Here is a 24694-nt window from a genome sequence, read left to right as displayed (position 1 = left end):
TTCCGCTCAGCGGCCCGGCTCGGGGCGCTGTCGTGCTCTCCGCGGGCGGATCCGCGCGGCCAGGATCGCGACGTCGTCCTGGGCCCGGTGGGCGTCGAGGCGGTCGAGGACCTGTTCCAGGAAGGATTCGATGTCGGCGTCCGGGCGCAGCCGGAGGGCGGCCAGCCGGGCCAGGGAGGCGTCGATGTCCTCCTCGCGCCGCTCGACCAGGCCGTCCGTGAACATCAACAGGGTCTCGTCCGCGGCGAGTTCATGGGTGCCCAGCTCGTAGCCGCCGACGCCGGTGCCGAGCGGGGGTCCCACGGGCACGTCGATCAGGGTCCCGGTGCCGTCGCCCGCGAACACGGCCGGAGGCAGATGGCCCGCGCTGGCGAGCGCGGCCGTCCCGCGGGCCGGGTCGACACGGGCGAGCAGACAGGTGGCCGGCCGGCGCGTGCCGTCCTCGGAGACGGCGGCGTCGAGCTGGCGCAGCACGCGGTGCGGGGGCAGATCGGCGGAGGCGACGTACCGGAGCATCGAGCGGTACGCGTTCATGTCGACCGCGGCGTCCAGGCCGTGCCCCATGACGTCGCCCATGACCAGCAGGGTGCGGCCGTAGTGCAGCCGTACGGTCTCGAACCAGTCGCCGCCGACGAGGGTGCCGCCGCCGACGGGCAGATAGCGGGTGGCGAGGTCGAGGTTCGGATGCGGGCGGCCGGGCTCGGCGAGGAGGGCGCGCTGGAGCTTCATCGCGGTGCTGTGGACGGCGGTGTGGCGGCGGGCGTGTCCGATGTGGACGGCGGCGAGGCGAGCCGCGTAGTGCATCGCGGCGGTCTCGTGGTCGGCGAAGGGGCGACCGGTGCGGACCGCGAGCAGCACCCCGTACAGGCGGCCGTGCGCGAGCATCGGCACCGAGATCGAGCGGCGGGGCACTCCGGACGACACATCGTCCGTCGTGGTGATCGGGTGCCCCTCGTCCAGGGCCCGTACGGTCAGGGACGGCTCTCCGTCGTGGGCCGCCAGCAGCTCCGGCGGACCCACCGTGGCGACCCGGGTGAGCGCCGGGTCGCCGGCGGGCCGCGTCGCCGGTACGTCCTCGCCCAGCAGGTCGACGGCGACGGCCTCGCAGCCGTGCCGCCCCAGGAATCCGACGAGTTCGGCGCAGGTGGTCCGCTCGTCGAGAGTGGTCCCGATCGACTCGACGGCCTCCTCGACCAACCCGACCGGTGCCGGCACCTCCTCACCAGGCCGCTCCACCAACCCACCTCCGCCGCGCTCTGCCCGTACACCGGTGCGCCCGTCGACGCACCCGGACAGCCATACCACCAGCTTTCTGGACGAGTCGGTCGCTGACGCGCGGCGGCGGGGCGCACCGGGACGGTGTGCGGGTCCCCGCCCGGCGCTACTGCTCGTCCCCCAGCGGGAACGAGTGGTGCTCGTGCGCCACGGTCCAGCGGCCGTTCTCCTTGCGCAGGCCGAGGGTGAGGCGCAGGCGGGTGCCGGGCGCGGCGGCCAGTTCCTCCGGGGTGCCGCAGCGCAGCAGGGCGTGGGCGAAGGCGACGTCCGCGCCCGCGGTGACGTCCAGGGAGACGATGTCGAAGCGGGCGCCCTTGGCCTGCCACTCGAAGAACGGCGGCCAGGTCGCGCGGTACGCGTCCAGGCCACGGACGCCGTCCTGCGGGGGCGGCACGTCGAACATCACGATGTCCTCGGTGTGGTCGGCCAGGACCGTGTCCAGGTCACCGGCGTGAACCGCCGCCGCCCACCTCTCGATCAGCTCCCGGATCAGCTCTTGGTCGTCCTTCATGGGGGCCTCCTTCTCCGCGGACTCTTTCTCCGCGGGCTCGTTCTACGCAGGACCTTCTCCGGTGAGGACCGCCCCCTGCCCGGAAACTCATCGCCTTTGGCTCATTCCGCCCCAGGCCCAGGTCATCGGGTGACCGAGCGTGCGGGGGGAGTAGTCGCAAGTGGCTGGGGGTGGTCCTTCAGGTGAAGCGTGCGCGAGGATGGGGTTATGACCGCGGCCCATCGCGCCATGGCTCTTCTGGAGACCTGGCCGAACCTGGTAAGTGGCCCGCCCCGGTGCACCGTTGGGCATGCCTTCGCTTCGGCGGGACACGAGATCGTCCACTTCCACTCCGACGACTCCGCCGACCTCTACCTCACCCGCACGGCTGTCGAACGCCTGCTGCCCCAGCTCGCGCACGCCAGCGCGATCAGGGTCCGCCCCGGCGCCTCCTGGATCACCGTGCTCCTCGACTGCGACGCCGACGTCCAGCTGCTGCTGGGCCTCGTGAGCGTCGCGCTGAAGGAGCACGGCGCGGTCACGCCCCGCCGTCCCTCACCACCGTGCGACTGGGAGCGGCCACCGGTGGTCCCCGGACCGCGCCCGGGAGCGGCCCGCCGCATGGTGGACCGCCTCATGCCGCACGCCCACTGACCGGCCGCTCACTCGGCCGGCTGTTCCGTCGGCGGGCGCAGCCCCGCCGTCCACTTCTCCTCGATCCGGCCGACCCGCCACACCACCAGCGCGAGTGCCCAGGTGGCGACGAAGAGCCCGACGATCGCGAACCCGACGACGTTCAGGTCGATGCCGGCCACCCACTCCCAGAACACGCCGTGCAGGGAGAACCGTTCGGCGAGCAGCCCGAGGAGTTCCACGGTCCCGATGAGGAGCGCGACCGCGACCGACAGACCCGTGACGGTGAGGTTGTAGTAGACCTTCCGTACGGGCTTGGAGAACGCCCAGCCGTACGCGAAGTTCATGAACGACCCGTCGATCGTGTCGAGCAGCGACATGCCCGCCGCGAACAGCACGGGCAGGCACAGGATCGCGTACCACGGCAGTCCGGAGGCGGCCCCGGATCCGGCGAGCACCAGCAGCGCGACCTCCGTGGCGGTGTCGAAGCCGAGCCCGAACAGCAGCCCCAGCGGGTACATCTGCCACGGCTTGGTGATCGACCTCATGACGCGGCCCAGCAGCCTGTTCATGAAACCGCGGTTGTTCAGCCGGTCCTCCAGCGCCGCCTCGTCGAAGTGCCCGTGCCGCATCTGCCGGAAGACCTTCCAGATCCCGGCGAGGACGACGAGGTTGACGGCGGCGATGACGTACAGGAAGACCCCGGAGACCGTCGTGCCGATGAGCCCCGTGACGCTGTGCAGGGTGGAACCGTCGTCCCGTACCGGCCCGGCGACCGCCTTCACGCCCAGCGACAGCAGGAACGCGAGCACGAACACGACGCTGGAGTGCCCGAGCGAGAACCAGAACCCGACCGACAGCGGCCGCTGCCCCTCGGCCATCAGCTTGCGGGTGGTGTTGTCGATCGCGGCGATGTGGTCCGCGTCGAAGGCGTGCCGCATGCCCAGCGTGTACGCGGTGACGCCGATGCCGATCCCGAAGGACTTCGTGCCGATGCTGTAGTGCTCGGGCGCCACGACCGCGACGAGCGTGAACCAGCCGATGACATGCAGCGCCACGATGAAGGCGGCCATCCCGCCGACCCGGACCCACTCCTCCCGGTTCAGGGAGGCACGCCAGGAGGAGAGGGTGGTCATGGGTTCGCCTTGCCTTACGTCCGGTGGAACTGCCTCCCCACCCTCACCGCGTGACCACCGCACCTGCAACTAATGCGCAGTAAAGGGCGGACCAGGTCTTGCCCCGCATACGACCGGCAACAGGAAAAGCCCGCGGGCCTCAGGGCGTGCCGACAGGCGCGGTCGGGGTCGCCTCCAAGGCGCCCGCCCCTGTCGGTGCCGTCTCCAAGGCCCCCGTACCCGTCCCTCCGGACGTCTCCTCCGGGGCCGCCCCCACCACCGCCACCACCGATCCCGGCTTCAGCGCCTCGTACAGCCACATCGCGTCGGCGCGCCGCAGGCCGATCACCCCGCCGGTGCGGTCGTAGTTGCCGGGCGCCTTCTCGTCCCAGGTGAGGGCGAGGAGGTAGTTCGTACGGTCGTCGGGGGCGCGCAGCCTCATCACCCAGGTCGCCTTGACGTCGTACCCGTTCCAGCCGGCCGAGTCGCCGGGCACCGTCGCCGCCTGGTACTTGGCGGTCACGGTCATCAGGCCGGTCGGTGTCGGTGTCTTGAGCGACCCGGAGGAGATGGGCAGGGTCCGCCCCTCGACGGACATCTCACGCCGGCCGAGATCGACGGTGGCGGCGACGGCCGCCGGACTGGCCTGGGCAGGGGCCTCCGCGGTGGCCGGCGGGGTGGGCGCGGTGTAGCTCGCGGCGGGCGGTGTCGTCCCGGCGTCCCGCCCACCCGTGAGGGCCACGGTCAGGACCAGGGCGAGGGCCCCGGCGGCCGTGGCGCCGGCCGCGGCGAACGAGACCTGCCGCCGGCGCCTGCGACGCCCCGCGCGACGACGGATCTCCGTGCCGGGAACCGCTATGGGCGTCTCGTGGTCGTGGGCCAACTCGCGCAGCGCGGTGGCCAGTTCGGTACCACCGGAACCGGCGTCGGGGCCGTCGAATCCGTGCGTGGCGCCGGGCGTGAGCTCATCGGACACGGTCGTCCTCCCTCTCACCCAGTTCGTCGGCCTCGCCGAGCCGCCGCGCCAGCGCCGCCCGGCCGCGGGACAGCCGGGCCTTGACCGTCCCCACGGGCGCACCGGTCTCGGAGGCTACCTGCTCGACACTCAAGTCGCACAGATGGTGCAGAACGACAGCCATCCGCTGCGCCTCCGGCAGTTCCTTCAACGCCCCCACGAGCGCGGTCCGTTCGGGTCCGGGACCGGGTGTGTGCTCGGGCGGCGGATTGCGGCGCACCAGTTCCAGCCAGCGCCGCGCCCGCCGCCACCGGCTCACCGCGAGCCGCATCGCGACCGTACGGACCCATGCCTCGGGCGCCCCCTCGGCGAGGAACTCCCGCCGCCGGTCCCAGGCGCGGACGAACGCCTCCTGGACGACGTCCTGCGCCTCGCCGTGGTCCCCGGTGAAGGCGTAGAGCTGCCCGGTCAGCCGGGGGAACGCCGCGGCGTAGAACCCGTCGAACTCCTCCTCGGTCATACCTCCTGCCCCACCCCCTGCCGTTTTCGTCGCAGTCGTCCTCGTCGCTGACTTCGGATGCCCGTGCAACCCGGCTGCCTCCTCCGTGCGTACAGGTCCCGTACGTCACAGACGTCTCAGACGGCACGGAGGTTACGGACGCCGCGTACATCGAAGCACAAGCACCACGCAGGGCTGAGCCGGAGGGAGTGGCGCGCGGACAGCGCGCTCGACTGACCATGGACGACGAATTCACCGCCCGTGCCGGGGAGTACTGGCCCCGGCTGACGCGTACGGCCCGTCTGCTCACGGGGAACTCCGCCCGCGCGGAGAGACTCGCGAGAGCGGCGCTCGCGGAGGTGTACGCGCGGCGGAGAACTCCCCGCGACGACGCGGAGTTCTACGTCCGGCGGGCTCTGGTACGGGGCTTTCTGCGGAGCCGGACCCGGCCGCTGATCGGCTCCCGGCGCGCTCCGGAGTCGTACGCGGCCGATCGACTCGACCCGCTCACCGAGGTGTTGGCGGCTCTCCCGCCCCGCCGTCGGGCCGTCGCCGTCCTGCACCACTGGGACGGTCTGGGCCATCGCGAGATCGCCGCGCTGCTCAACTCCTCGCCCGGTGCGGTCAAGGCGCACGGCCGCCGGGCGCTGAAGGCTCTCCGCGCCCACCCGGCGTACGGCGAGTCGCCGTACGCCGAGGGCCGGTCCGTGCCCGGCCCCGCCCCGGTCCCCGGCATCCCGCCGGCCGTTCTCCCGGCCGTCGAGGAGGCGGGCCGCACCCGTCGGCGGAGCCGCCGCCGTACGACGGCCGTGCTGACCACCGTCTGCGCCCTGCTGCTCGTGCCGCTGGTCCTGGGTGCCGTGCGCGGCACGGGCTCCGGCGGCGGTGGGGACACAACTCCCTTCTCCAGGACGGCCGTTCGGGTCGTGACCGCCGGTGAGCGGGTCTCCGCCGGACCTGGTGTCGAGGTCTGGCTCACCAAGGACGGCAAGCACTGGTCGACGCCGAAGGGGCAAAGCCGGTTCCGGCCGGCCGGCGAGGGATCGGGCACCGGCATCACCCTGGAGTCGGAACCCGGCTCGGGGACACGCGTCTTCCACTCCGGCGTCCTCCAGGGCTCCCGCGAACCGTCCCGCATCGAACTCACCACCCCCGAGGGCAGGTTCACCGCCCGGATCCTCACCCTGGCGGGCAGCCCCGGCTGGTCCGTCTGGTTCGCCGACACCCAACTCACGGACGGCAAGCGCCAGTTGAGCCAGATCACCGTGAAGGCCTACGACTCCGCCGGCAAGCTCCTCGCACAGACGGGCACCTCCACATGACCACCCGCCCGCGGACCCCACGGACCCTGCGCACCCGCCTCCACACCTTGCGGACCCACCTCCACACCCTGCGGACCTACCTCCGCCGCACCCGCACCCGCCGCCTGCGCCGCGTCCTGGCCGGGCTCCTCGTCCTGTTCCTCACGGCCTGCGCCGCGCTCGTCGTCGCGTACCGCATGACCGGGATCCCCGACCCGCACCCGGAGACGGTCAGCCAGAGCACGGTCTTCGTGGACGCCGAGGGCGACTACCTGGGCCGACGCGGCCCTGTCGACCGCCAGGACATCCCCCTCAATCAGGTACCCCGGCACGTCCAGGACGCCGTGATCGCCGCGGAGAACCGCTCCTTCCGTACGGACTCGGGGGTCGCCCCGACCGCGATCCTGCGGGCGGCGATCGCGACCGTGACCGGCGGAGAGCGGCAGGGCGGCTCCACGATCACGCAGCAGTACGTGAAGAACGCCCTGCTGACCCCGGAGCAGTCGCTGAGCCGCAAGGCGCGCGAGGCGCTGATCGCCGTGAAGCTCGACCGCACGCGGTCCAAGGACGACATCCTGGAGGGCTACCTCAACACGGTGTACTTCGGCCGCGGCGCGGCCGGTGTCGAATCGGCGGCGCGGAACTACTTCGGCGTCGGTGCGAAGGACCTGACGGTCTCCCAGGGCGCGGCGCTGGCGGCGATCGTCAACCTCCCCTCGTACTACGAGCGGGCCGGCGCCGACGCGAAGGTGACCGGGACGCTGGAGCGCCGCTGGGTCTGGGTGCTCGACGCCATGGCCGCCTCGGGGGCGATCAGCGACCGCGAGCGGACGGCCGCCCGCTTCCCGGCGTTCCGCTTCTACCCGCCGGGCGACACGGACGGCGGGCGTCAGTACCTGATCGACGCGGCGTCCGCGGAGGCCGCCGACCGGCTCGGCATCACCGAGGACCAGCTGGCGCGCGGCGGCTACAAGGTGCACACCACCTTCGACCTCGGTCTGCAGGACGACACGGCGGAGCTGGTCCGCGACCGTACGCCCGCGGACACGAAGGGCGTGCGGCTGCACACCGCCGTCGTCGCGACCGTTCCAGGCGACGGGGCGGTCCGCGTGCTCTACGGCGGCGCGGACTACGCGCACCAGCCGTTCAACGACGCCGTCGACGGGGCGGTCGAGGCGGGCACGGCCACCGAACCGTTCACGTACGCGGGCATCCGGCTGGGCGAGCCGCTGACCGGGCTGCCGAAGGAGGCGGCCCCGACGCCGATGCGCCTGAACTCCGCGTACGCGACCGTGGCCGCCGGGGGTACGTACGCGAAGCCGTACACGGTCACGAAGATCACCCGCGGGGGCCGTACGGTGCACACCGCGCGGCCGGAGACGCGTACCGCGATGGGCGAGAAGGAAACCGCGGTGGTCACCGAGCTGATGCACGGTTCGCTCGGTCCGGACGCTCCGGACGCTCCGGGCACCGCGGTCAAGCCGGTCGCGACGGGGGTCGGGGCCGCGTTCCTGCCGGTGACCAGCCATGCGGCGGGCGCGGGGAGCGGGCCGGGGGCCCGGACGGTGTGGCAGAGCGTGTACTCGCCGCGGCTCGCCCTCACCGTCGCCCTGTTCGCCGAGCGCGGGGGCAAGCCGGCCCGGGTCGCGGGGCTGACCGGCGAGTACCCGCCCGCCGAGCACGCGGCACTGCAGGCGGGAGAGGTGTGGCGGCTGGCGGGCTCGCCCGGGACGGAGGGGCCCGCGGCGGAGGCCCGGGTGGGGGCCGAATCCGAGGCCGAGGCCGGGGCCAAGGACGGAGGCGAGGCCGGAACCGGGAGCAAGGGCACGGGCGAGGGCTCAGGCGACGGCTCGGGCTCGGGCTCGGGCTCGGGCTCGGGGGAGAATACGAGCTCGGGTGAGGGCACGAGCGAGGCCGACGTCACCCGGACGGACCCGCCCGTTGGTGGGCAGGGCGGCGGCGTGGTGCCGTGGGAGGGTGCCCGGTGACCAGGTCCAGCCCACCCCGCGCATCCTGCTCACCCAGGCGGAGCTGGCGGCGATCGCTAACGCGATGGACCGTGCCGAGGGTGTGGGGGAGCACGCGGAGCGGCTGCTGGCGGAGCTGACCCTGGCCCGGCGGATCCTCGACGGCTGCCCGGCCGGTGTCGCCGTCCTGGACCGGGACCTGCGCTACCTCTACGTCAACGACGCGCTGGCCCTCCTCAACGGCGTCCCGGCCGCCGACCACATCGGCCGCCGGCTGCCGGACCTCCTGCCGGACCTGGAGTCGTCGGAGCAACTGCTCGAACAGGTGCTGCGCACGGGGGTGCCGCAGATCGTCACGGTGGGCGGGCAGACCCCGGCCGACGGGGCGGGGGACAACCGGTGGTGGCTGGGCGCCTACCACCGGCTCTCGTCGTCGTCCGGCGAGATCCTCGGGGTGGCGGGCGTCGTCCTGGAGGTCACCGACGCGCTGCGCGGCCGCGAGCACCTCGTACGGGCGGGCAACAGGATGGCCCTGCTCGACGAGGCGAACCGCACCACCGGCGCGACGCTCGACCTCCGCCAGGCCTGCCAGGCCCTCGCCGACCTGCTGGTCCCGCGCTTCGCGGACTACGCGGCGGTGGACGTGGCCGACCCGGAGGGCACACCCCGGGTGCCGTCCGAGCACTACCCGCTGCGCCTGCGCCGTATCGCGCTGGCCACCACCCCGGAGCTGGCGGAGGTGTCCTCCCCGCTGGGCCGTCTCGACGAGTTCGTGGTCCACCGGGCGGGCTCCCCGATGGCCCATGTGCTGGCCGACCGGCGTCCGCTGGTCCTCAGCCACCCCGACGACGAGGCCATGCGCCAGTTCTCGCCGTCGCCCGAGCGCAAGGAGCACCTCCTGCGGATGGGCGCGCACTCGGGGATCTACCTCCCGCTCGCGGTCCACGAGGAGCTGGTGGGCGCGGTGATGGTGTTCCGCGCCGGCGACTCGCCCCGGCTGACGGACACGGACACCGAGTTGCTGGGGGACCTCACCGACCGGGCCGCCACCGGCATCGCCCACGCGGTCCGCTACACGCGTGAGCACGAGACGGCCCTGGAGATGCAGCGCGCCTTCCTGAACGCGCCCACCGTCACGGGCCCGGGCGTGGAGACCCTGGGCCGCTACCTGCCGGCGGGCTCGGGGGCGGAGGTGGGCGGCGACTGGTTCGACACACTGGCGCTCCCCCACGACCGCACGCTGCTGGTGGTCGGGGACGTCATGGGGCACGGGGTCCGCGCGGCGGCGGCGATGAGCGAGTACCGCTCGGTCCTACGTACCCTGGCCATCCAGGGCAGCAGCCCCGACTTCATCCTCCTCCAGGCCGAACGCACGGCGCTCACCCTGGAGTTGGACCGGGTGGCGACCTGCCTCCTCGCCCTCCTCGACCCCCGCCGGGAGCGCGTCACGTTCTCCAACGCGGGCCACATCCCGCCGCTCCTCGTCACCCCCGACGGCACCCGCACCCTCCTCAGCCTCCCCGTCGCCCCACCCCTGGGCGTGGGCCTCGGCTCCTTCACGGCCACCACGGTCCCCCTCCCCCCGGGCTCCGTCCTCCTCCTGTGCACCGACGGCCTGGTCGAACGCCGCGACCGCGACATCGAAACGGGCCTCCACACCCTCGCCACCCTCCCCATCACCCCGACGGCCCCCCTCTCCACCCTCCTCGACACCGTCATCACCCACCTGGACCCCACCGCCTCGGAGGACGACGTCGCCATCCTCCTGGCCCGCACCAAACCCACCCCGGACGAGCCGGACCAACTGGGCTGGTTACCACCGGGGTGGGCGAAGCCCCGCCCAGGGGTGAAGCCCCTTTAGGGGCGCGGGGAACTGCGTGCCAAGCCCCACCGACCGGCACCCGACACACGACCGGTCAACGCTTCTCGTACGGATCCGAAGGGGCCGAAACCCGTTTCACGGACGCGGCGTCCAGGACCGGACGAGCCGCGTCGGAGCCCGGCCTGCCCGTGGGGAGCCAGACCCCCGTGACGGTCACCCACGCGTCGGCGGCGGGCGCGTCCGCCCCGCGGATCTCGACCTTCAGCGCCTGCGCGTCGGCGGCGCAGCAGGTGACGAGGAGCCGGGCGATGTACCACGTGCCGTCGTCGTCGCGGGTCACGAAGCCGGTGAGGCGGACCGTGCGGTCCTTCATGGACGCCCCGGTGTCCCACTCCGCACGGGAGGCGAACGCGCCGAGCGTCAGGTCGACGGGGTCCCCAGCGGGCAGTTCGGGGAAGGTGCCGGTGCCCTGCGCGGCGACCCTGGCCTCCTCGCGTCCCGCGCTGTACGAGCCGAGGGCGGGCGGCGGGAAGAGGAGGAGGGCGAGGGCGGGCGCGGTGAGGAGCCAGGCGATGCGCGGGTTGCGGGTGTGGTCGTGATCGTGCCCGGAGTGGGCGTCTTGGCCACGCCCCGCGCGGGCCTCCTCGGGGGCGTCCTCCTCGTGGACCCCGTGCTCCCGCTCGTGCTCCCGCTCGTCCTCCTCGTGGACCCGGCGGATCATGCCCACCAGGCCCAGCGCGATCAGTGCCACGCCCGAGACCACCAGGTACGGGCGCAGGCCCTCCTTCACATAGCGCAGGTACAGCTCGCTGAAGAGGGCGATCCGCAGGAGTGCGGCGCCGCACAGGATGAGCAGCACTCCCTGCGGACGCAGCCGCAGACGCGTACGCGGTCGGGTCGTCACAGCAGCCACCAGCCCACCACTCCACTGCTCACCACGGCCACCACCCAGGTGACGGCCGAGAACCGGACGGCGAACGCCCGCCCGAACGTGCCCGCCTGGAGGGCGATGAGCTTCAGGTCGACCATCGGGCCGACGACCATGAAGGCGAGCCGGGCCGTCGGCGAGAACCCGGTCAGTGAGGCGGCCACGAAGGCGTCCGCCTCGGAACACACGCACAGCACCACGGCGAGGACGGCGAGCAGCAGCACCGAGAGCCAGGGCGAACCGGTGAACACGTCCAGCAGGGACCGCGGCACCAGGATGTTGAACGTCGCCGCGGCCGCCGCGCCCAGCACGAGAAAGCCTCCGGCGTGCAGGAAGTCGTGCTGAAGTCCGTCCCGGAAGCCCCGCCAGCCGCCGGGGCCCGCAGCCGCTTCCGTCCCCGATCCCGATCCCGATCCCGTTCCCTTGCCCTTGCCGGTCCCGGATCCGCCCGTGCGCCGAGCGGCCACCCCCGGCAGCCACTCCTCCTTGCCGAACCGCACCCACAGCCACCCCATCACCACGGCGGTGGCGAGCGAGGCGACGAGCCGGGCGCCGACCATGGCCGGGTTCCCCGGGAAGGCGATGGAGGTGGCGACGAGCACCACCGGGTTGATCGCGGGGGCCGAGAGGAGAAAGGCGAGCGCCGCCGCCGGTGCGACTCCGCGTCGCATCAGGCTGTCGGCCACCGGCACGGACGCGCACTCGCACCCGGGCAGCACGGCTCCGGCCGCGCCCGCGACGGGCACGGCGAGCGCCGGGTTCTTCGGCAGTACGCGTCTGAAGACCCGCTCAGGGACGAAGGCCCCGATCGCCGCCGACACCACCGTGCCGAGCAGAAGGAAGGGGATGCCCTGCACGGCGACCGCCGTGAACACGGTCCACCAGGCGGCCATGGCAGGCGTCGCGATGTCGAGCGCGACCATCGGCCCGAGTACGGACCCGACGGTGGCGATGACGACCAGCGCCACCCCGCCGACCACCGCGTACACCAGCGTCCGGGCCACGATCCGCGCCCCGTCGACCACACCCCGCCGGTCCGCGACGACCCGGGCGCCGTCGGCCGCGCCCTGCCGGTCCGCCACGTCCCTGGTGTCCACGCCCCTTGTCTCCACGTGCCTTGCTTCCCGCCCCCGCCTCACCCGTCGTACGTTCGCGCAGGCTAGCCGGTGGTTCTGTGCGGGGTCTGCGTTTTCGCCAGGAGACGGCTGTCAGCGGGGTTGTTGACCCTCGACCTTGTGCAGGGCCCAGAGTTCCGGATGTGGAGAGCGAGATGCGCAGTATCGGGGAGATGGCCCGGGACAGCGGGCTGAGTGTGAGCGCCCTGCGGTTCTACGACCGTGCCGGGGTGCTGGTCCCCGCCTGGGTGGATCCGGTGAGCGGCTACCGCTGGTACGGCCCCGAGCAGTGCGAGGAGGCGCGGCTGCTGACGCGGCTGCGCCGGGCCGGTATGCCCCTGCCGGACATCCGGCTGGTGCTGGCCGGCTGGTCCGGCGCGGACACCGACCTCGTACGGAAGCTGCTGCAGGCGCATCTGCGCCGGCTCGAACGGGGGTTGTCCGATGCCCGCAGCGAGTTCTCCGCGGTCCGAGCGCTACTCGAAGGCAGGGAGAAACCCATGACATCGCTCCGCACCGCCGTCGTCCGGCTGACCGTCCCCGCGGCCGAACTGGCCGCCGCGCTGGACGCCGTCCGCTTCGCCGCCGGTACCGACCCGGAGCTGCCGATGCTCGGCGGCGTCCTGTTCGACATCGAGGGCGGGGCACTTCGGGTCGTGGCCACCGACCGGTATCGGATGGCCGTCGCGCAGGCCCGTGCCACCGGCCACGACGGGGCCCGTGAGCAGGTCATCGTGCCCGTCCCGCTCGCCGACGCGATGCGGGCGCTGCTGAGCGGTGAGGACGGCGGGGGACCCGTCCGGCTCTCCGTGGACGGTGACCGCGTGACGCTGGAGGCCGGGGACCGGCAGGCGGCCGGGCAGTGCCTCGACCACGACTTCCCCGACTACCGTCGGCTCGTCCGCCTGCCGGCCGGGCGACGCGCGGTCGTCGACGTACCGGCGTTCCGCGAGGCGCTGGAGACCGGGCCCGTCCGCAGGAGCGAGACGCCCGGGCCGGACGGCGTGCCCTGCGACCTCAGCGTGCTCAGGCCGGAGGCCGACGGCACCGTGACCGTCTGCGCCGATGGCGAAGAGGGGGACGCCGACCCGAATTACGTCGCCGTCAACCGCGAGTTCCTGCTGCACGCGCTCGCCGCCGGGGCCCGTGACCGGCTGGTGCTGGAGTTCGGGGCTCCCACGGCTCCCCTGGCCGTCCGGCGGGCCGATACCGAGGACACGTTCTCGCTGCTGATGCCGGTGCGGCTGGAGAACTGAGCGCTCCGCGGGGGGCCGTGTTTCGTCTGCGGGACCGTCGTGGCTGGTCGGGCAGTTCCCCGCACCCCCTTGGGGCGCCCTCGGCCGCCTCATCCCCCGGGCCGGTTCGCCGACAGGAGGCTGAGGCCCAGCGGGGTGGGCACGTGCAGCACGGTGTTGCGGTCGCGGACCGACGCGGTCAGGCCGGCCTCCCGCAGGATCCTGACGTGTTCGCTGACCGTCGCGGAGGTCACCCCCGCGCGCCGGGCCACCTCGCTCGTCGTTCCGCCGTCCTCCAGTGCCTGGAGGACGGCGGCCCGCCCCTGGCCGATGAGTCTGCCGAGCGTGCGGGGCCCGGCACCCGCCTGCTGCGGCAGCCACCAGTGATGGGTACGCGCGACCGGATAGACCAGTACGGGCGGCAGCCGCGGGTCCGTCAGGGTGATCGGCGCCTGCCAGCAGAAGACGGAGGGCACCAGGAGCAACCCCCTTCCGTCGAGCCGCAGTTCACGGTCGAGCGGGTACTCCGCCTCCAGATGCGGCGGCCGCCAGCGCAGTGACGGACCCAGGGTCGACAGCAGCGCCTCGACCCCGCCGCGCAGCATCTCCCGCGCCCGCACCGCCCGGTCGGCCTCGACCAGACCGGACGGCTCGTCCTCAAGGTCGCGGGCAACTGGTCCGGCAACCTGGCCGTCGGCTCCATCTTCAACAACGGAACCGTCTTCCCGGGCGCGGACCACGTGGACGTGACCTCGCTCCTGGGCGGCCAGCCCTCGACCGACTGCTTCCACTACAACCCCGGCCCCGGCAAGTACAAGGCCAACGCCGAGGCAGGCCTCACCATCACCCGAGTGGTCTGGCGAGGCGAATGCTGACCAGCTGAGTCGGCGGGCCGGTAGGGGGCGCAGCCCCTTGCTTTCAAGGGGCGCGGGGAACTGCGCGATCAGCCCCCACCGGCCCGCACCCGACCAACAGAACACAAGGCGGGACCTAGTGCGGCCCCGCCTCCGCGGCACTGATCAGCGCGGCGAAAGCGATCACGGCGGCCCCCAGCGCGGTCACGAACCGAGCAGGGAAGAAGCGCGTGGCAATGCGTCGGAACACGGCGACAACCTCGCATCGTCAACGTAGGCCAGCGTATTAAGTCTGCGTCATCGTGCGCTTAACGCGCCGCTTAACCTAGGGCGTGTTCGCCTCCGGGGCAAGGGCCGCATTGAGCCGATCGGCGGCCTGTCCGCCCGCCTTAACTGCCCTCTTTCAACGGGAAGTTGAATAGGGTGCGGGTGTAAGTCGACTTACTGGCATGCTTACGCCATGGCCGAGCGCGACGACCCGGGAATCATCGGGCGCAGAGTGCAGCAGCTGCGTACGGAACGCGGGCTGACACAGAAGCAGTTGGCGGAACCCGCCTACACACCCGCGTACGTCTCCACGCTGGAGGCGGGCCGTGTACGGCCCTCCGAGGAGGCGCTGCGGCACATCGCGGAGCGGCTCGGGGTCGCGTACGAGGAGCTCGCCACCGGGCGGCCCGCGCACCTCGCCACGGACCTGCGGCTGCGGCTCACCGACGCCCAGCGGACGCTGGCGACCGGCGAGGCGGAGGTCGCCGCCGAGCAGTACACCGCGCTGCTCGCCGAGGCGGAGTCGCACGGGCTGAACGCCGAGTGCGCGGCCGCGCTCCTCGGCCTCGGCGAATGTGCCCTGGCCACCGGGGATCTGGGAACGGCCCGGCTGCGTTTCGAGGAGTCGGAGAAACGACTCGCCGACGCCCCGCTGCCCGTCCGGGTCCCGGCCCTGCGCGGCCGCGCCGTCTCGCACTACCTCGCGGGCGAACTCCGGTACTCCTGCTACCTACTGGAATCCACGATCGACGAGCTGAACCGTGGCGGGCTGCACGATCCGGACGCCCTGCTGCTGCTCTACGCGGCGGTCATCGCCCCGTACATGGACATGGGAGCGCACGCCCGGGCCGCGCAGGCGGCCGAGTACGCACTCGCGCTGGCCCCCCAGGTCGGCGACCCCGCGCTCCTGGCCCGAATGCACCGGTCCGTCGCCCGCACGATGATCGCCGAGGGGCGCATCGCCGAGGCGGACGCCTCCCTGGGCAAGGCGGCGGAGCTGTACCGCCAGCTCCAGATCCGTACGGAGCTCGCCAACTGCCATTGGATGCGCGGGTACATGCACGCGCAGAACGGCGACATGGAGCGCGCGGAGAGCGAGTTGCGCGAGGCGCAGGCCATGCACTCCGCCCAGCGCGCCACGCTCTACACCAGCCAGGTCGCCGTCGAACTGGCGGACGTCCTGCACCGGCGCGGCAAGTCGGACGAGGCGGCGGCCCTGCTCCACGACGTGCTCGGGGACCTGAGTTCGGAGCGCGGGGCCGTCCACTCCGCGGCCGCGCACCGGCTGCTCGGCATCATCGCGGAGGACGCCCGGGACACGGAGACCGCCGAGGAGCACTACGTACGCGCGCTCAGCCTCCTCGAACGGGCCGGGGCGGCGGGTGACCTGGCCGACCTGTGCCGGTTGCTGGGGGATCTGCTGCGGCGTACGGGGCGGATCGAGGCGGCGTTGGATGCGTATCGGACGGGTCTCGGCCACCGTACGGCGCCGGGCACGACCACGCTTGGGCCCGCGCCGGCCCATCCGCCGCTCTGACGAGCACCCTGTCCGCTCCGCGGGGGCCGTTGTCAGCCTGCGGGTTCGTTGTGGCTGGGCGCGCAGTTCCCCGCGCCCCTAAAAGCGCGCTGGGTCTCGGCCCAGGAAGCCCGCCAAGCGGTCTGCGGCCGGGGCATCCCCCGCCACCGGGACGATGTTGCCGAACGGCATTCCCTCTCCTCGGTACTGGGGCGGGAGGGTGGCCTCCGCTCGGGTCAGGATGTCCGCTGCTTCCTTCTCCGTGAAGGGGACCGGCCGGCCGGTGGACACGGCCAGGTCCCAGCCGTGGACCGTGAACTCCATGAGGGTCATGTCTAGGACCATGGCGGCGGGCAGCTTGGCGTCGCCGGTCACGCCCAGCTCGCGGTCGAAGCCGTACTTCTCCCATCCGGCGACCAGTCCGGCCGCCGCGGCCCGGAACTCACCGGCGGGGTCCGGCCCCGACCGGTACCGCGCGGGGTCGGCGTCGTACTCGCGGCCGTGGCAGCGGGCCTCGAACAGCAGCAGCCAGCCGACGAGATGGTCGACCAGCGTCTCGACGTCGTACTCCTCGCAGGGCGTCGGGGCACGGAGCTGCCCGGGCTCGACGCCCTCGATGAGGTCACCGGTCTTGGACAGAACACCCGAAAGCAGCTCGATCTCATCCATGCCCGGAGTCTAGGAACGCCCGCACACGACGGTCTTGAAGAAACGCGTCACGACGGCATCGCCGCGACGCGGCCGGTTCGGGGCCGCCTCAGCGGGAGGCGGTCGCCGCCGTCCCGGTGCACACCCTGCGGTAGGGCATGTCCGGGATGTACGTATGCCACTGTGCCGCCGTGAGGTCGATGACCGCGCGGGTGCAGACGCGGGAGACGACGCGTGTGGGCGCCACCGCGTATCGCTGGAGCGGGACGTGGGCGCTGCCCGCGTACAGCGTGCCGCTGTCCGCGGAGAAGGCGAGGGTGTCGATGCGTTCGCCGGGCGTGGTGAGCGGGCCGCCCAGGGGCTGTCGGGTGGAGATGTCCCAGAGCTGGAGCGTGCCCGCGTCGCCGCCGACCGCCAGCGTGCCGCCGTCGGGGCTGAGGGCGAGGGCGCCGACCACCTCCGGGGTGTCGCCGAGCGGCATGGGGAAGACGTTCCGCAGGACGCCCTCGCGGTGGCGCAGCGTGCCGTCCCACAGGGCGACGCGGCCGGTCTGGTCCCCCGCCGCGAGACGGGAGCCGTCGGCGGCGAAGGCGAGCGCGCCGATCTGCTCGCCCTGGACGAGGCCCTGCCCGGTGGCCTCCCCGGACGGCAGGCGGGCGGTGCGGTTGTCGCCGACGAGCAGACGGCCGTCGGGGCGGACGGCCAGGTGGTGGCTGGCCAGACCGGCGAGGTCGGCCGTTCTGCGGCCCGAGGCGGTGTCCCATGCCTCGTCGCCCACCTCGCCGATGGCCGTGGTGCGGGCGGCGTACAGGGTGCGGCCCCCGGGGCCGAGGGCCACCGAGACCACCGCTCCGGCCGACTCCGGTGCCGCCAGGTCCAGGGCGGTGCGTCGGCGGTCGTGGACCAGGTCCCAGACGGTGAACCGCTGCGGTGCCGCCTCCCGGCCGGGGGCCGAGACGCCGTACGTGAGCGTGGTGCCGTCGGCGCTGAACGCGAGGAGCGCCAGCGTGTCCTGGGGGACGACCGGCTCGGCGGGGTCGCGGGAGACGGGCTGTGGCGGGGAGGGCAGCGTCCGGAGCAGACGGCCGTCGGCCGTGGTGCGGAGCTCGAAGCGATAGCGAGTGCCGGCGGCCGCGTCCGCGCCCCCACCGGCGCCCGTCCCCGTGCCGACGCGCTCGGCCGTGGCGTACGTACGGCCGTCCGGGCTGATTCGTACGGCGTCCAGTGGATGGGCACGCCACGGGGACGCGACGGCCGTCCCGAGGTCGAGGCAGTGGACGGTGCCGCCTTCGAGATAGCGCAGGACGTTCCGGTGGGCGGGGTCCCAGGAGAGGCCGTGCAGGTGCTGGCTGTTGAGGGAGTGCCGGAGCACCGGCGCGGCGGGGGCCGTCAGCCGCCACACCCTGATCTCGTCGCGGTCGGCGGTCGCGAGGAAGGTGCCGTCCGCGCTGAAGGAGGCGTCCTGCGCGCCGGGTTCGTCGAGGTCGGCGACCTCGCGGCCCGAGGCTGTGTCCCAGACGCGTACGCCGGACTTCGAGAGGGTGGCGAGCCGGGCGCCGCCGAACACGAGGACCGTCCGGTCCTCGTCGCAGAGACCGTGGGCCCGCTCCCACGGTCCCGGCACGGTCCGGTGGCGGCCGGTTTCCCAGACCTGCGGTGCCCGGCCGGCGGGGCAGACCGCGACCAGCCGGCCGTCGGCGCTGACGGCCGGGGTCACCGGGCCGGGCGCCCGGTTCTCGAACAGCACCCTGCCGTTGGTGACGGACCGCAGCCGTACGCGGTCGTCGTCGATGTCGCTCACCACGTAACCGTCGGCGCGTATGTCGGCGAAGGAGGTGAAGGGGAGGGGGCGCGGATCGCCGGTCCATCGTCCGGTGGACGTGTCCCACAGCCGGATGCCGTCGTCGGCGGCGACCGCGAGGACCCGGGCGTCCGGTCCGGCCGAGACCACGTCGCCGGCCGGCAGCCGTCCGGAGTCGGCGCGGCGGCCCTTCGTCACGTCCCAGGTCCGCCAGGTGCGGCCGTCGACGCTGAGCAGTGTGCGGCCGGAGTCGGCGAGGAAACGCGTCGGGCTGTCCCCCGCCGCCGGGTCGGTGAAGATCGCGTGCTCCGGCTGGGCGAGGGAGCCGAGCAGTGCGCGGCGGGCCTCGGGCAGCGGGGAGATGCGCCAGGCGGCGACGCCGAGCAGCATCGCGGTGTGCGGGTCGGTCGTACGCAGCGCGTCGGCGACGTCCGCGACCCGGCGGGCCGCGGCGTCGGTGCGCTGACGCTCGTTGTCCCGGTGCTGGTGCCAGGCCGCGAGACCGACGACCAGCGCCACCGCCAGCACGGCCGAGAACGCGGAGGTGAGGACACGTGCCCTGCGGGTGGTCCGGCTGACGGCCCGCCGCTCGGCCTCCCGCGCGCCGAGCGCGGCAGCGAGAAAAGCCCGCTCCGACACGGTGAGCACGGACCCGCGGCCACCCTCATGAGCCTCCGCGCGACGGCCCCCTTGACCGTCCCCGCGGGCCTCCGCCCAGCCACTCCCCGGTCCGCCTCCCCGACCGCCCGCCCGGCCGTCACCTCGACCGTCCCCGCGAGCCCCCGCCCAGCCACTCCCGGGTTCGCCTTCCTGACCGCCACGCCGACTGCCAGCCCCGCCGCCCCGTTGGCTGCCCGCCCAGCCACTCCCCGGTTCGCCTTCCCGACCGCCACGCCGACTACCCGCCCGGCCGCCCCCTTGGGTGCCCGCCCGGCCGCCCCCTTCACCAGCCCCCTGTCCGCCCAGCCGGCGGCCCCATTTCCTGCCGCCGTCGCCGTCTTCCCTGCCGACTGCGACGCGGATGTCGGCCGCGAACAGTTCCTCCGCTCGGGCCAGGCGTGTGCCGCGGTACAGGCCGCCGGGGTCGCGGTCGTGCTCCAGCCAGGCGCGGGCCGCCTCCGTCAGGCGGCGGTGGTGGCGCAGGCGCTCACGGTCCTCGTCGATCCAGCCGCGCAGCCGGGGCCAGCAGGTGATCAGTGCCTCGTGGGCGAGCTCGACGCCGTCCTCGTCCACGGTCAGCAGCCGGGCGCGGGCCAGCCGTTCCACCGCCACCGGCACCTCGCGGTCCGCCCACTCGTCGAGTTCGGCGCGGCTCAGCGGGCGCCGGGTGTCGTCGGTGCCCTGCCCGGGCTCGATCAGCCGCAGCAGCAACTGCCGGGCGGTGTGCGCCTGGGCCGCGGACAGCTGCCCGTACGCCTCCTCCGCGGTCGCCGCGATCGCGCCGCGAACCCCGCCCGCGGCCTCGTACGCGGCGAGGGTCAGCAGCCGGCCGCGGCGCCGCTTCCAGGTCTCCAGCAGGGCGTGCGAGAGCATCGGCAGCGCGCCGGACCGGTCGAGGACCTCCTCCACGACCCGCGCGGTCAGCTCCCGTTCGACCAGGAGGCCGACCGCCTGGGCGGGCCCGACGACGGTGTCCCGCAGCTCGTCCGCCGTCATGGACCCGACCAGCAGGGCGGCACCGCACAGCGCGTCCGCGAGCCCGCGGTGCTCGGCGCACCGGGCGTAGAAGTCGGCCCGGACGGCGACGACCACCCGCAGCCGGCTGCCCGGCTCCCTGGCGGCGAGCAGCAGGTCGATGAACCGGTCCCGCTCCGCGCGGTCCCGGCACAGGGTGAAGACCTCCTCGAACTGGTCGACCACGACCCAGCTCTCCGGCTCGTCGTCCGCGGGAGTCAGCAGGTGCCCGAACCGGGTGGCCGGCCGCGCGCCCGGGGTGAACACCCGCAGGACCGCGGGACACCCCCGCCGCGCGATGTCCTCCCGGAGGCGGGGTATCAGCCCGGCCCGCAGCAACGACGACTTCCCGCTGCCGGAGGCGCCGAACACCACGGCGAACCGGTGCCCGCAGGCCAGTGCCCGCAGTTCGTCCAGCAGCCGGTCCCGGCCGAAGAACAGCTCACGGTCGGCGGGCTCGAACCGGGCGAGACCCCGGTACGGGGGCGCGGAGTCCGCCGCCTCCTCCCGCACGGCCTCGGCGGCCTCCGACTCGGCCTCCTTCCAGCGGGGCTCCCACTCGGCCGGATCGCCGCCGCACGCCCGTACGTACCCCTGGACCACGGCCAGCGACGGCAGCCGTCTGCCGGCCGCCGCGTCGGACAGCGTCGTCGCGGAGAAGCCCGCCGACGCGGCCATCGTCCGGTACGACGGGCCGCCCGCGGACGTGCGCAGCGCACGCAGTTCATGGGCAAGCCGCTGTACGGGACCGGCCTCCGGGTCCAGCGGTCGTTCGGGACGCCCCACGGGTCCACCCACCTTCGTCCACGCCCACGGAGCGGATGAAAACGACGTTCGGGGCGGTCAACCTACGTATCGCTCGGATACGGCGTAAATACTTTCCGGCCCGGATGTGGTGTTGATGACAGCCACGGAACGGGACACCGAACAACCCGGCGGTGCCCCCGGCATTGATTGCCCTGATGAAAGGGGGTGCCGGTCAACTCCCCGCTTGCCAGCCTCGGTCCCGCAGCACCGGCTCCGGCACGACCGAACCGGAACCGCATCCCGAGCACAGTGGAGAGCACCCGTATGTCCCAGGCAGCCCAGAGCAAGAGAAAGTCCCGCCTCGGCAGGGCCGCGCTCGTCGCGGTCAGCGCCACCGCCCTGACCGTGGGCCTGACGGGCAGCGCCAACGCCGCCGTCCTGAACCCCCTGAGCTGGAACGCCAGCACCTTCCAGAACAAGTACATGCCGCTCTTCGACTACGACACGAACGGCTGCCTGCCGGCGGCGGCCGTCGACGCGAGCGGAAAGCTCAACGGCGGCCTCGACAACAGCGGGGCGATCGTCGGCGGCTGCCGGACCAACCACCTCGGCAAGGCCAACACGTACTCCCAGTCCCTGTGCAAGAACGGCTGGTGCGCGTACGTCTACACGCTCTACTTCGAGAAGGACCAGGCCCAGAACGGCCTCGACGTCGGCGGGCACCGCCACGACTGGGAGTCCGTCGTGGTCTTCCAGAAGCAGGGCGAGGAGAGCCCTCGCTTCCTGGCCGCCTCCCGGCACGGCGGCTACAGCACCCACCCCATCAACGAGGTGCCGATGGGCCGGGTGGGCAACGAACAGAGCTTCAACCGCGTCGAGATCGTCTACCACAAGGACGGTTCCAGCACCCACGCCTTCCGCTTCGCGAAGTGGGGCGAGGTGCCGAGGGTCTGGGGCAACGGCACCTGGGACCGGCCCGCCCTGGTCACCATGGAGAACATGGACAAGACCCCACGCGACCAGCTGTGGAACTCCAACCAAAAGGGCCAGGAGAAGTGGGGCAAGGCCAACTTCCCGCTGACCAACAACCTCGTCAGCAACATCAACGGCGCCCGGAACGCCGACGGCCGGGCCAAGGCCGCCATCCCCGCGTTCTGACGAACGGTTCCGGCACGAGCCGCGGCCGCCGACGCCACTCTCCCCCTCGCGTCGGCGGCCGCTCCCGTCCAGGCCCACGAGGCGGCGTACGGACATACCCTGGCCCGGTGACCTCTCCCGCCGCACGCACCGCGCTGGATCTCACCGCCGACCTCCCGGTCCCCGCCCTCGAGGACCTCTACCGGGACCTGCACCGCCATCCCGAGTTGTCCGGGCACGAGCACCGGACGGCCGCGAAACTCTCCGAGCGCCTCGCCAAGGCCGGCTACGAGACCGCGGACGGAATCGGCGGCACCGGAGTCGTCGGGATGCTGCGCAACGGCGACGGGCCGACCGTCCTGCTGCGCGGCGACATGGACGCGCTGCCGGTCACCGAGGAGACCGGACTGCCGTACGCGTCCGAGACAGCCGGGGTCATGCACGCCTGCGGTCACGACCTGCACGTCACCTGGCTGACCGGTGCCGCCGACGCGCTCGCCGCCGGGCGCGACACGTGGAACGGCACGCTGCTGGTCGTCGGCCAGCCCGCCGAGGAGACCGGCGAGGGCGCCGCCGCGATGGTGAACGACGGCCTGTACGAACGTTTTCCGCGCCCCGACGTCCTGCTCGCCCAGCACGCTGCACCCGGTCCCGCCGGGCTGTACGCGCACTCGCCCGGGCTGATCATGTCGGCCTCGACGGACGTCGACATCGTCGTGCACGGGGTGGGCGGGCACGGCTCCCGGCCGGAGGCGACCGTGGACCCGGTGGTGACGGCCGCGTACATCGTGACGAGGCTCCAGACGGTCGTCTCGCGGGAGATAGCCGCCCGCGAATCCGCCGTGCTGACGGTCGGCCGGATCGAGGCAGGCACCCGGCACAACATCATCCCGTCCGAGGCGCACATCGCCCTCAACCTCCGTACGCAGTCCGCCGAGGTGCGGGAGCGGATGCTGGCCGCGATCCGGCGGATCGCGGCGGGCGAGTGCGCGGCGGCCGGCTGTCGGCGCGAGCCCACGGTCACGGTCGGCGGCAGCTTCCCGATGACCGTCAACGACGCCGACACCGACCGCCGGGTGGCCGCCGTGCACGGCGAGGTGTTCGGCGCGGGCACGGTCCTCGACTTCGGGCCCGTCATGGGCAGCGAGGACTTCCCGATCCTCGCCGGGGGCGGACTCCCGTACGCGTACTGGTTCGTGACGAGCACACCCGCCGAAGTGTGGGACGCGGCGGCCGCCGGCGCCGGGGGCGACCTGATGGAACAGCTCGCGGCCGTGCCCAGCAACCACAGCCCGCACTTCGCCCCCGACCTGTCGACGGTCGGCCCGGGCGTACGGACGCTGGTGTCCGGGGCGCTGGAGATGTTTGCCCCCTAGCACGCACGCGTTACCCGCTGTCCGCGGGTGCTCCCCCCGGCCGCCTGCACGCCCACGCCGCCTCGCCGGCGTCAGACCTGTGCCTGAAGCCGGTTCAGGTGCCGTTGGACATCGTCCAGGGCTCCCTGTCGGCGCCCCGGAACACGCAGCCGCAGGTCGGCCAGCGCGGGCCCGAGCTCACGGGCCCGCGCGGAGTCGCCGATACGGCCCCACTGGTGATGCGCGCGGTCCACGGCCGCCTCGACACCGGGGGCTCCCGGCGGCTGTCCCGCGGCCAGCCGTACGTCGGCCACCGCCAGCCAGATCCGGCAGCTGAGCTCCGCGTCCCCGGCGAACATGGCCAGATCCGCCCGTACTTCCATCCAGTGCACGACCTCGTCGGCGCCGGGTCCGTGCGCCCGCAGCGCTTCCTGCTCCCGCCGCCCGGCCAGCTCCGCGGCCTCGGCGTGCCTGCCGCTGTCGACGGCGGCGGTGATCTCGGCATGGGGGTCGGTGGGCGGGGGCGGAGGCGGCGGCAGAGGCGCCACGGACACCTGTACGGGTACGGGAGGGGGCGGCGCCGGCTGGAAGCCGGGGACGGGGCGCATGGGCGGCTGTGCGGGCGGTGTGGAGTGCCCGGGCTGCGTGGGGTCGACCGCCAGCACGATGTCCCGGCGGGCGGCCTCCGGGTCCTCACCCGAGGACCGTGTCAGCGCCTGCTGGTGGAGGTGCGCGAGCGGGGGACGGTGACCGCTGCGGAGGATCGTGGCCACGGACTTCATGTACGTCGGCGACGCCACCGCCCGTCGCGGGGGAGGCGGGGCGACGCGGCCGTACAGCAGAGTGCCCGGTCCCACGGTGAGCGGCTGGGTGGCCAGGTGCTGCCAGGTCTCCGCGTCCGTGTGCAGATCGACGACGACCGCCGTACTGCCCGGTGTGCGCAGCCGGAGTTCCTCGCGGATCCAGTGCCAGGGGAAGCCTGTGTAGCGGACGGTCGCCGCGGTCGTACGGGCCAGCGCGAGGTGCGGAAGCCGTTGGCGGCGGTCGAGCTGGAGCTGGCCGGTGAGGAAGACCGTGAGCGGTCCGGGGGCCGTCGCGGCGGCGCGCAGACGGGTGAGGACGGCCTGCGGCTCCAGGGGGTCTGCCAGTTCGACGACGTTGGCCGTGTCCGTGCCGGAGAGCACGTCGGGGGCGACGGCGGCGAGTATGGGGAGTACGGACGCGGCGTCCACGAGGCAGCTCTTGCCTGTCGGCGACGCTGCGAGCAGCAATACGGTTCCTGGCATCGCCGTTGTCTCCTGCCCTTGGATCACCACGGTCTGCACGGTAACCGGTGCGGGTGCAAAGGGTGTTGGGGTGG

General features: G+C 73.4%; 20 protein-coding genes. 9 read left to right on the top strand and 11 right to left on the bottom strand.

All coding sequences use genetic code 11. The annotated features are described in order from the left end of the window. Positions 1-6: 6 nt before the first annotated feature. Together JEQ17_RS24250 and JEQ17_RS24245 are read right to left on the bottom strand one after the other, a co-directional pair. Positions 7-1236: a PP2C family protein-serine/threonine phosphatase gene (locus JEQ17_RS24250; RefSeq protein WP_200397180.1), complete on the bottom strand. Its 1230-nt coding sequence runs from the start codon at positions 1234-1236 to the stop codon at positions 7-9. 145 nt (positions 1237-1381) lie between these two features. After that, positions 1382-1786, bottom strand: coding sequence for a nuclear transport factor 2 family protein (locus JEQ17_RS24245; protein WP_200397179.1), 405 nt, complete (start codon positions 1784-1786; stop codon positions 1382-1384). A gap of 207 nt (positions 1787-1993) precedes the next feature. Here JEQ17_RS24245 and JEQ17_RS24240 point away from each other — a divergent pair, with 207 nt between their 5' ends. Continuing rightward, complete coding sequence (locus JEQ17_RS24240; protein WP_200397178.1) at positions 1994-2419, top strand: luciferase domain-containing protein; 426 nt, start codon at positions 1994-1996, stop codon at positions 2417-2419. An 8-nt stretch (positions 2420-2427) separates the two neighbouring features. Here JEQ17_RS24240 and nicT read toward each other — a convergent pair whose 3' ends face one another. The 3 genes from nicT to JEQ17_RS24225 form a co-directional block, all read right to left on the bottom strand. Next, positions 2428-3534 carry a Nickel transporter NicT gene (nicT, locus tag JEQ17_RS24235; RefSeq protein WP_200397177.1) on the bottom strand — a complete coding sequence of 369 codons (1107 nt, stop codon included), beginning with the start codon at positions 3532-3534 and terminating at the stop codon, positions 2428-2430. Between the two features lie 139 nt (positions 3535-3673). Then, positions 3674-4489: a L,D-transpeptidase gene (locus tag JEQ17_RS24230; protein ID WP_200397176.1), complete on the bottom strand. Its 816-nt coding sequence runs from the start codon at positions 4487-4489 to the stop codon at positions 3674-3676. Beyond that, entirely contained in the window at positions 4479-4988 is a 510-nt protein-coding gene (locus JEQ17_RS24225; protein WP_189841394.1) for a SigE family RNA polymerase sigma factor, read from the bottom strand. The genes JEQ17_RS24230 and JEQ17_RS24225 overlap by 11 nt, the downstream gene beginning before the upstream one ends. A gap of 218 nt (positions 4989-5206) precedes the next feature. On the opposite strand from JEQ17_RS24225, the gene JEQ17_RS24220 reads away from it, so the two are divergent. The 3 genes from JEQ17_RS24220 to JEQ17_RS24210 are packed head-to-tail and all read left to right on the top strand — an operon-like array spanning position 5207 to position 10096. Further along, positions 5207-6289: a sigma factor-like helix-turn-helix DNA-binding protein gene (locus JEQ17_RS24220; protein ID WP_200397175.1), complete on the top strand. Its 1083-nt coding sequence runs from the start codon at positions 5207-5209 to the stop codon at positions 6287-6289. Continuing rightward, entirely contained in the window at positions 6286-8256 is a 1971-nt protein-coding gene (locus JEQ17_RS24215) for a transglycosylase domain-containing protein (RefSeq protein ID WP_200397174.1), read from the top strand. Before JEQ17_RS24220 ends, JEQ17_RS24215 begins: the two co-directional genes overlap by 4 nt. Continuing rightward, positions 8246-10096, top strand: a complete 1851-nt coding sequence (locus JEQ17_RS24210; RefSeq protein WP_200397173.1) for a SpoIIE family protein phosphatase — start codon at positions 8246-8248, stop codon at positions 10094-10096. The genes JEQ17_RS24215 and JEQ17_RS24210 overlap by 11 nt, the downstream gene beginning before the upstream one ends. A gap of 55 nt (positions 10097-10151) precedes the next feature. Here JEQ17_RS24210 and JEQ17_RS24205 read toward each other — a convergent pair whose 3' ends face one another. Together JEQ17_RS24205 and JEQ17_RS24200 are read right to left on the bottom strand one after the other, a co-directional pair. Continuing rightward, positions 10152-10937 carry a TIGR03943 family putative permease subunit gene (locus JEQ17_RS24205; RefSeq protein WP_200401682.1) on the bottom strand — a complete coding sequence of 262 codons (786 nt, stop codon included), beginning with the start codon at positions 10935-10937 and terminating at the stop codon, positions 10152-10154. 20 nt (positions 10938-10957) lie between these two features. Then, on the bottom strand, positions 10958-12067 hold the full coding sequence (locus tag JEQ17_RS24200) for a permease (protein ID WP_407700161.1): 1110 nt from the start codon (positions 12065-12067) through the stop codon (positions 10958-10960). Positions 12068-12255: 188 nt separating this feature from the next. Here JEQ17_RS24200 and JEQ17_RS24195 point away from each other — a divergent pair, with 188 nt between their 5' ends. Further along, entirely contained in the window at positions 12256-13356 is a 1101-nt protein-coding gene (locus JEQ17_RS24195) for a DNA polymerase III subunit beta family protein (RefSeq protein WP_200397172.1), read from the top strand. A gap of 89 nt (positions 13357-13445) precedes the next feature. On the opposite strand, the gene JEQ17_RS24190 is transcribed toward JEQ17_RS24195, so the two are convergent. After that, on the bottom strand, positions 13446-14075 hold the full coding sequence (locus JEQ17_RS24190; RefSeq protein ID WP_234048338.1) for a winged helix-turn-helix domain-containing protein: 630 nt from the start codon (positions 14073-14075) through the stop codon (positions 13446-13448). 6 nt (positions 14076-14081) lie between these two features. On the opposite strand from JEQ17_RS24190, the gene JEQ17_RS50520 reads away from it, so the two are divergent. Both JEQ17_RS50520 and JEQ17_RS24185 read left to right on the top strand, forming a co-directional pair. Further along, complete coding sequence (locus JEQ17_RS50520) at positions 14082-14210, top strand: hypothetical protein (protein WP_267924795.1); 129 nt, start codon at positions 14082-14084, stop codon at positions 14208-14210. 439 nt (positions 14211-14649) lie between these two features. Continuing rightward, positions 14650-15993, top strand: coding sequence for a helix-turn-helix domain-containing protein (locus JEQ17_RS24185; protein WP_200397171.1), 1344 nt, complete (start codon positions 14650-14652; stop codon positions 15991-15993). A gap of 78 nt (positions 15994-16071) precedes the next feature. Here JEQ17_RS24185 and JEQ17_RS24180 read toward each other — a convergent pair whose 3' ends face one another. Together JEQ17_RS24180 and JEQ17_RS50140 are read right to left on the bottom strand one after the other, a co-directional pair. Next, entirely contained in the window at positions 16072-16641 is a 570-nt protein-coding gene (locus JEQ17_RS24180; RefSeq protein ID WP_200397170.1) for a TIGR03086 family metal-binding protein, read from the bottom strand. A gap of 88 nt (positions 16642-16729) precedes the next feature. Next, on the bottom strand, positions 16730-20881 hold the full coding sequence (locus tag JEQ17_RS50140; RefSeq protein WP_234048337.1) for an nSTAND1 domain-containing NTPase: 4152 nt from the start codon (positions 20879-20881) through the stop codon (positions 16730-16732). Positions 20882-21166: 285 nt separating this feature from the next. On the opposite strand from JEQ17_RS50140, the gene JEQ17_RS24170 reads away from it, so the two are divergent. After that, positions 21167-22000, top strand: coding sequence for an NPP1 family protein (locus JEQ17_RS24170; RefSeq protein WP_200397169.1), 834 nt, complete (start codon positions 21167-21169; stop codon positions 21998-22000). A 107-nt stretch (positions 22001-22107) separates the two neighbouring features. After that, entirely contained in the window at positions 22108-23355 is a 1248-nt protein-coding gene (locus tag JEQ17_RS24165) for an amidohydrolase (protein WP_200397168.1), read from the top strand. Positions 23356-23426: 71 nt separating this feature from the next. Here the strand turns inward: JEQ17_RS24165 and JEQ17_RS24160 are convergent, their stop codons facing one another. After that, on the bottom strand, positions 23427-24620 hold the full coding sequence (locus JEQ17_RS24160) for a hypothetical protein (protein ID WP_200397167.1): 1194 nt from the start codon (positions 24618-24620) through the stop codon (positions 23427-23429). Between the last annotated feature and the right edge of the window lie 74 nt (positions 24621-24694).

It is taken from the genome of Streptomyces liliifuscus, from assembly GCF_016598615.1.
GTDB classification, from domain to species: Bacteria; Actinomycetota; Actinomycetes; order Streptomycetales; family Streptomycetaceae; genus Streptomyces; species Streptomyces liliifuscus.
The sequence above is the reverse complement of the archived record's forward strand: the minus strand, read 5'-3'. Positions and strand labels throughout refer to the sequence as shown.

What these genes read in the sequence shown, in the direction of transcription:
- JEQ17_RS24245 (WP_200397179.1), bottom strand. Translation starts at nt 1,786, where the DNA reads ATGAAGGACGACCAAGAGCTGATCCGGGAGCTGATCGAGAGGTGGGCG.
- JEQ17_RS24240 (WP_200397178.1), top strand. Translation starts at nt 1,994, where the DNA reads ATGACCGCGGCCCATCGCGCCATGGCTCTTCTGGAGACCTGGCCGAAC.
- nicT (WP_200397177.1), bottom strand. Translation starts at nt 3,534, where the DNA reads ATGACCACCCTCTCCTCCTGGCGTGCCTCCCTGAACCGGGAGGAGTGG.
- JEQ17_RS24225 (WP_189841394.1), bottom strand. Translation starts at nt 4,988, where the DNA reads ATGACCGAGGAGGAGTTCGACGGGTTCTACGCCGCGGCGTTCCCCCGG.
- JEQ17_RS24220 (WP_200397175.1), top strand. Translation starts at nt 5,207, where the DNA reads ATGGACGACGAATTCACCGCCCGTGCCGGGGAGTACTGGCCCCGGCTG.
- JEQ17_RS24215 (WP_200397174.1), top strand. Translation starts at nt 6,286, where the DNA reads ATGACCACCCGCCCGCGGACCCCACGGACCCTGCGCACCCGCCTCCAC.
- JEQ17_RS24195 (WP_200397172.1), top strand. Translation starts at nt 12,256, where the DNA reads ATGCGCAGTATCGGGGAGATGGCCCGGGACAGCGGGCTGAGTGTGAGC.
- JEQ17_RS24185 (WP_200397171.1), top strand. Translation starts at nt 14,650, where the DNA reads ATGGCCGAGCGCGACGACCCGGGAATCATCGGGCGCAGAGTGCAGCAG.
- JEQ17_RS24180 (WP_200397170.1), bottom strand. Translation starts at nt 16,641, where the DNA reads ATGGATGAGATCGAGCTGCTTTCGGGTGTTCTGTCCAAGACCGGTGAC.
- JEQ17_RS24170 (WP_200397169.1), top strand. Translation starts at nt 21,167, where the DNA reads ATGTCCCAGGCAGCCCAGAGCAAGAGAAAGTCCCGCCTCGGCAGGGCC.
- JEQ17_RS24160 (WP_200397167.1), bottom strand. Translation starts at nt 24,620, where the DNA reads ATGCCAGGAACCGTATTGCTGCTCGCAGCGTCGCCGACAGGCAAGAGC.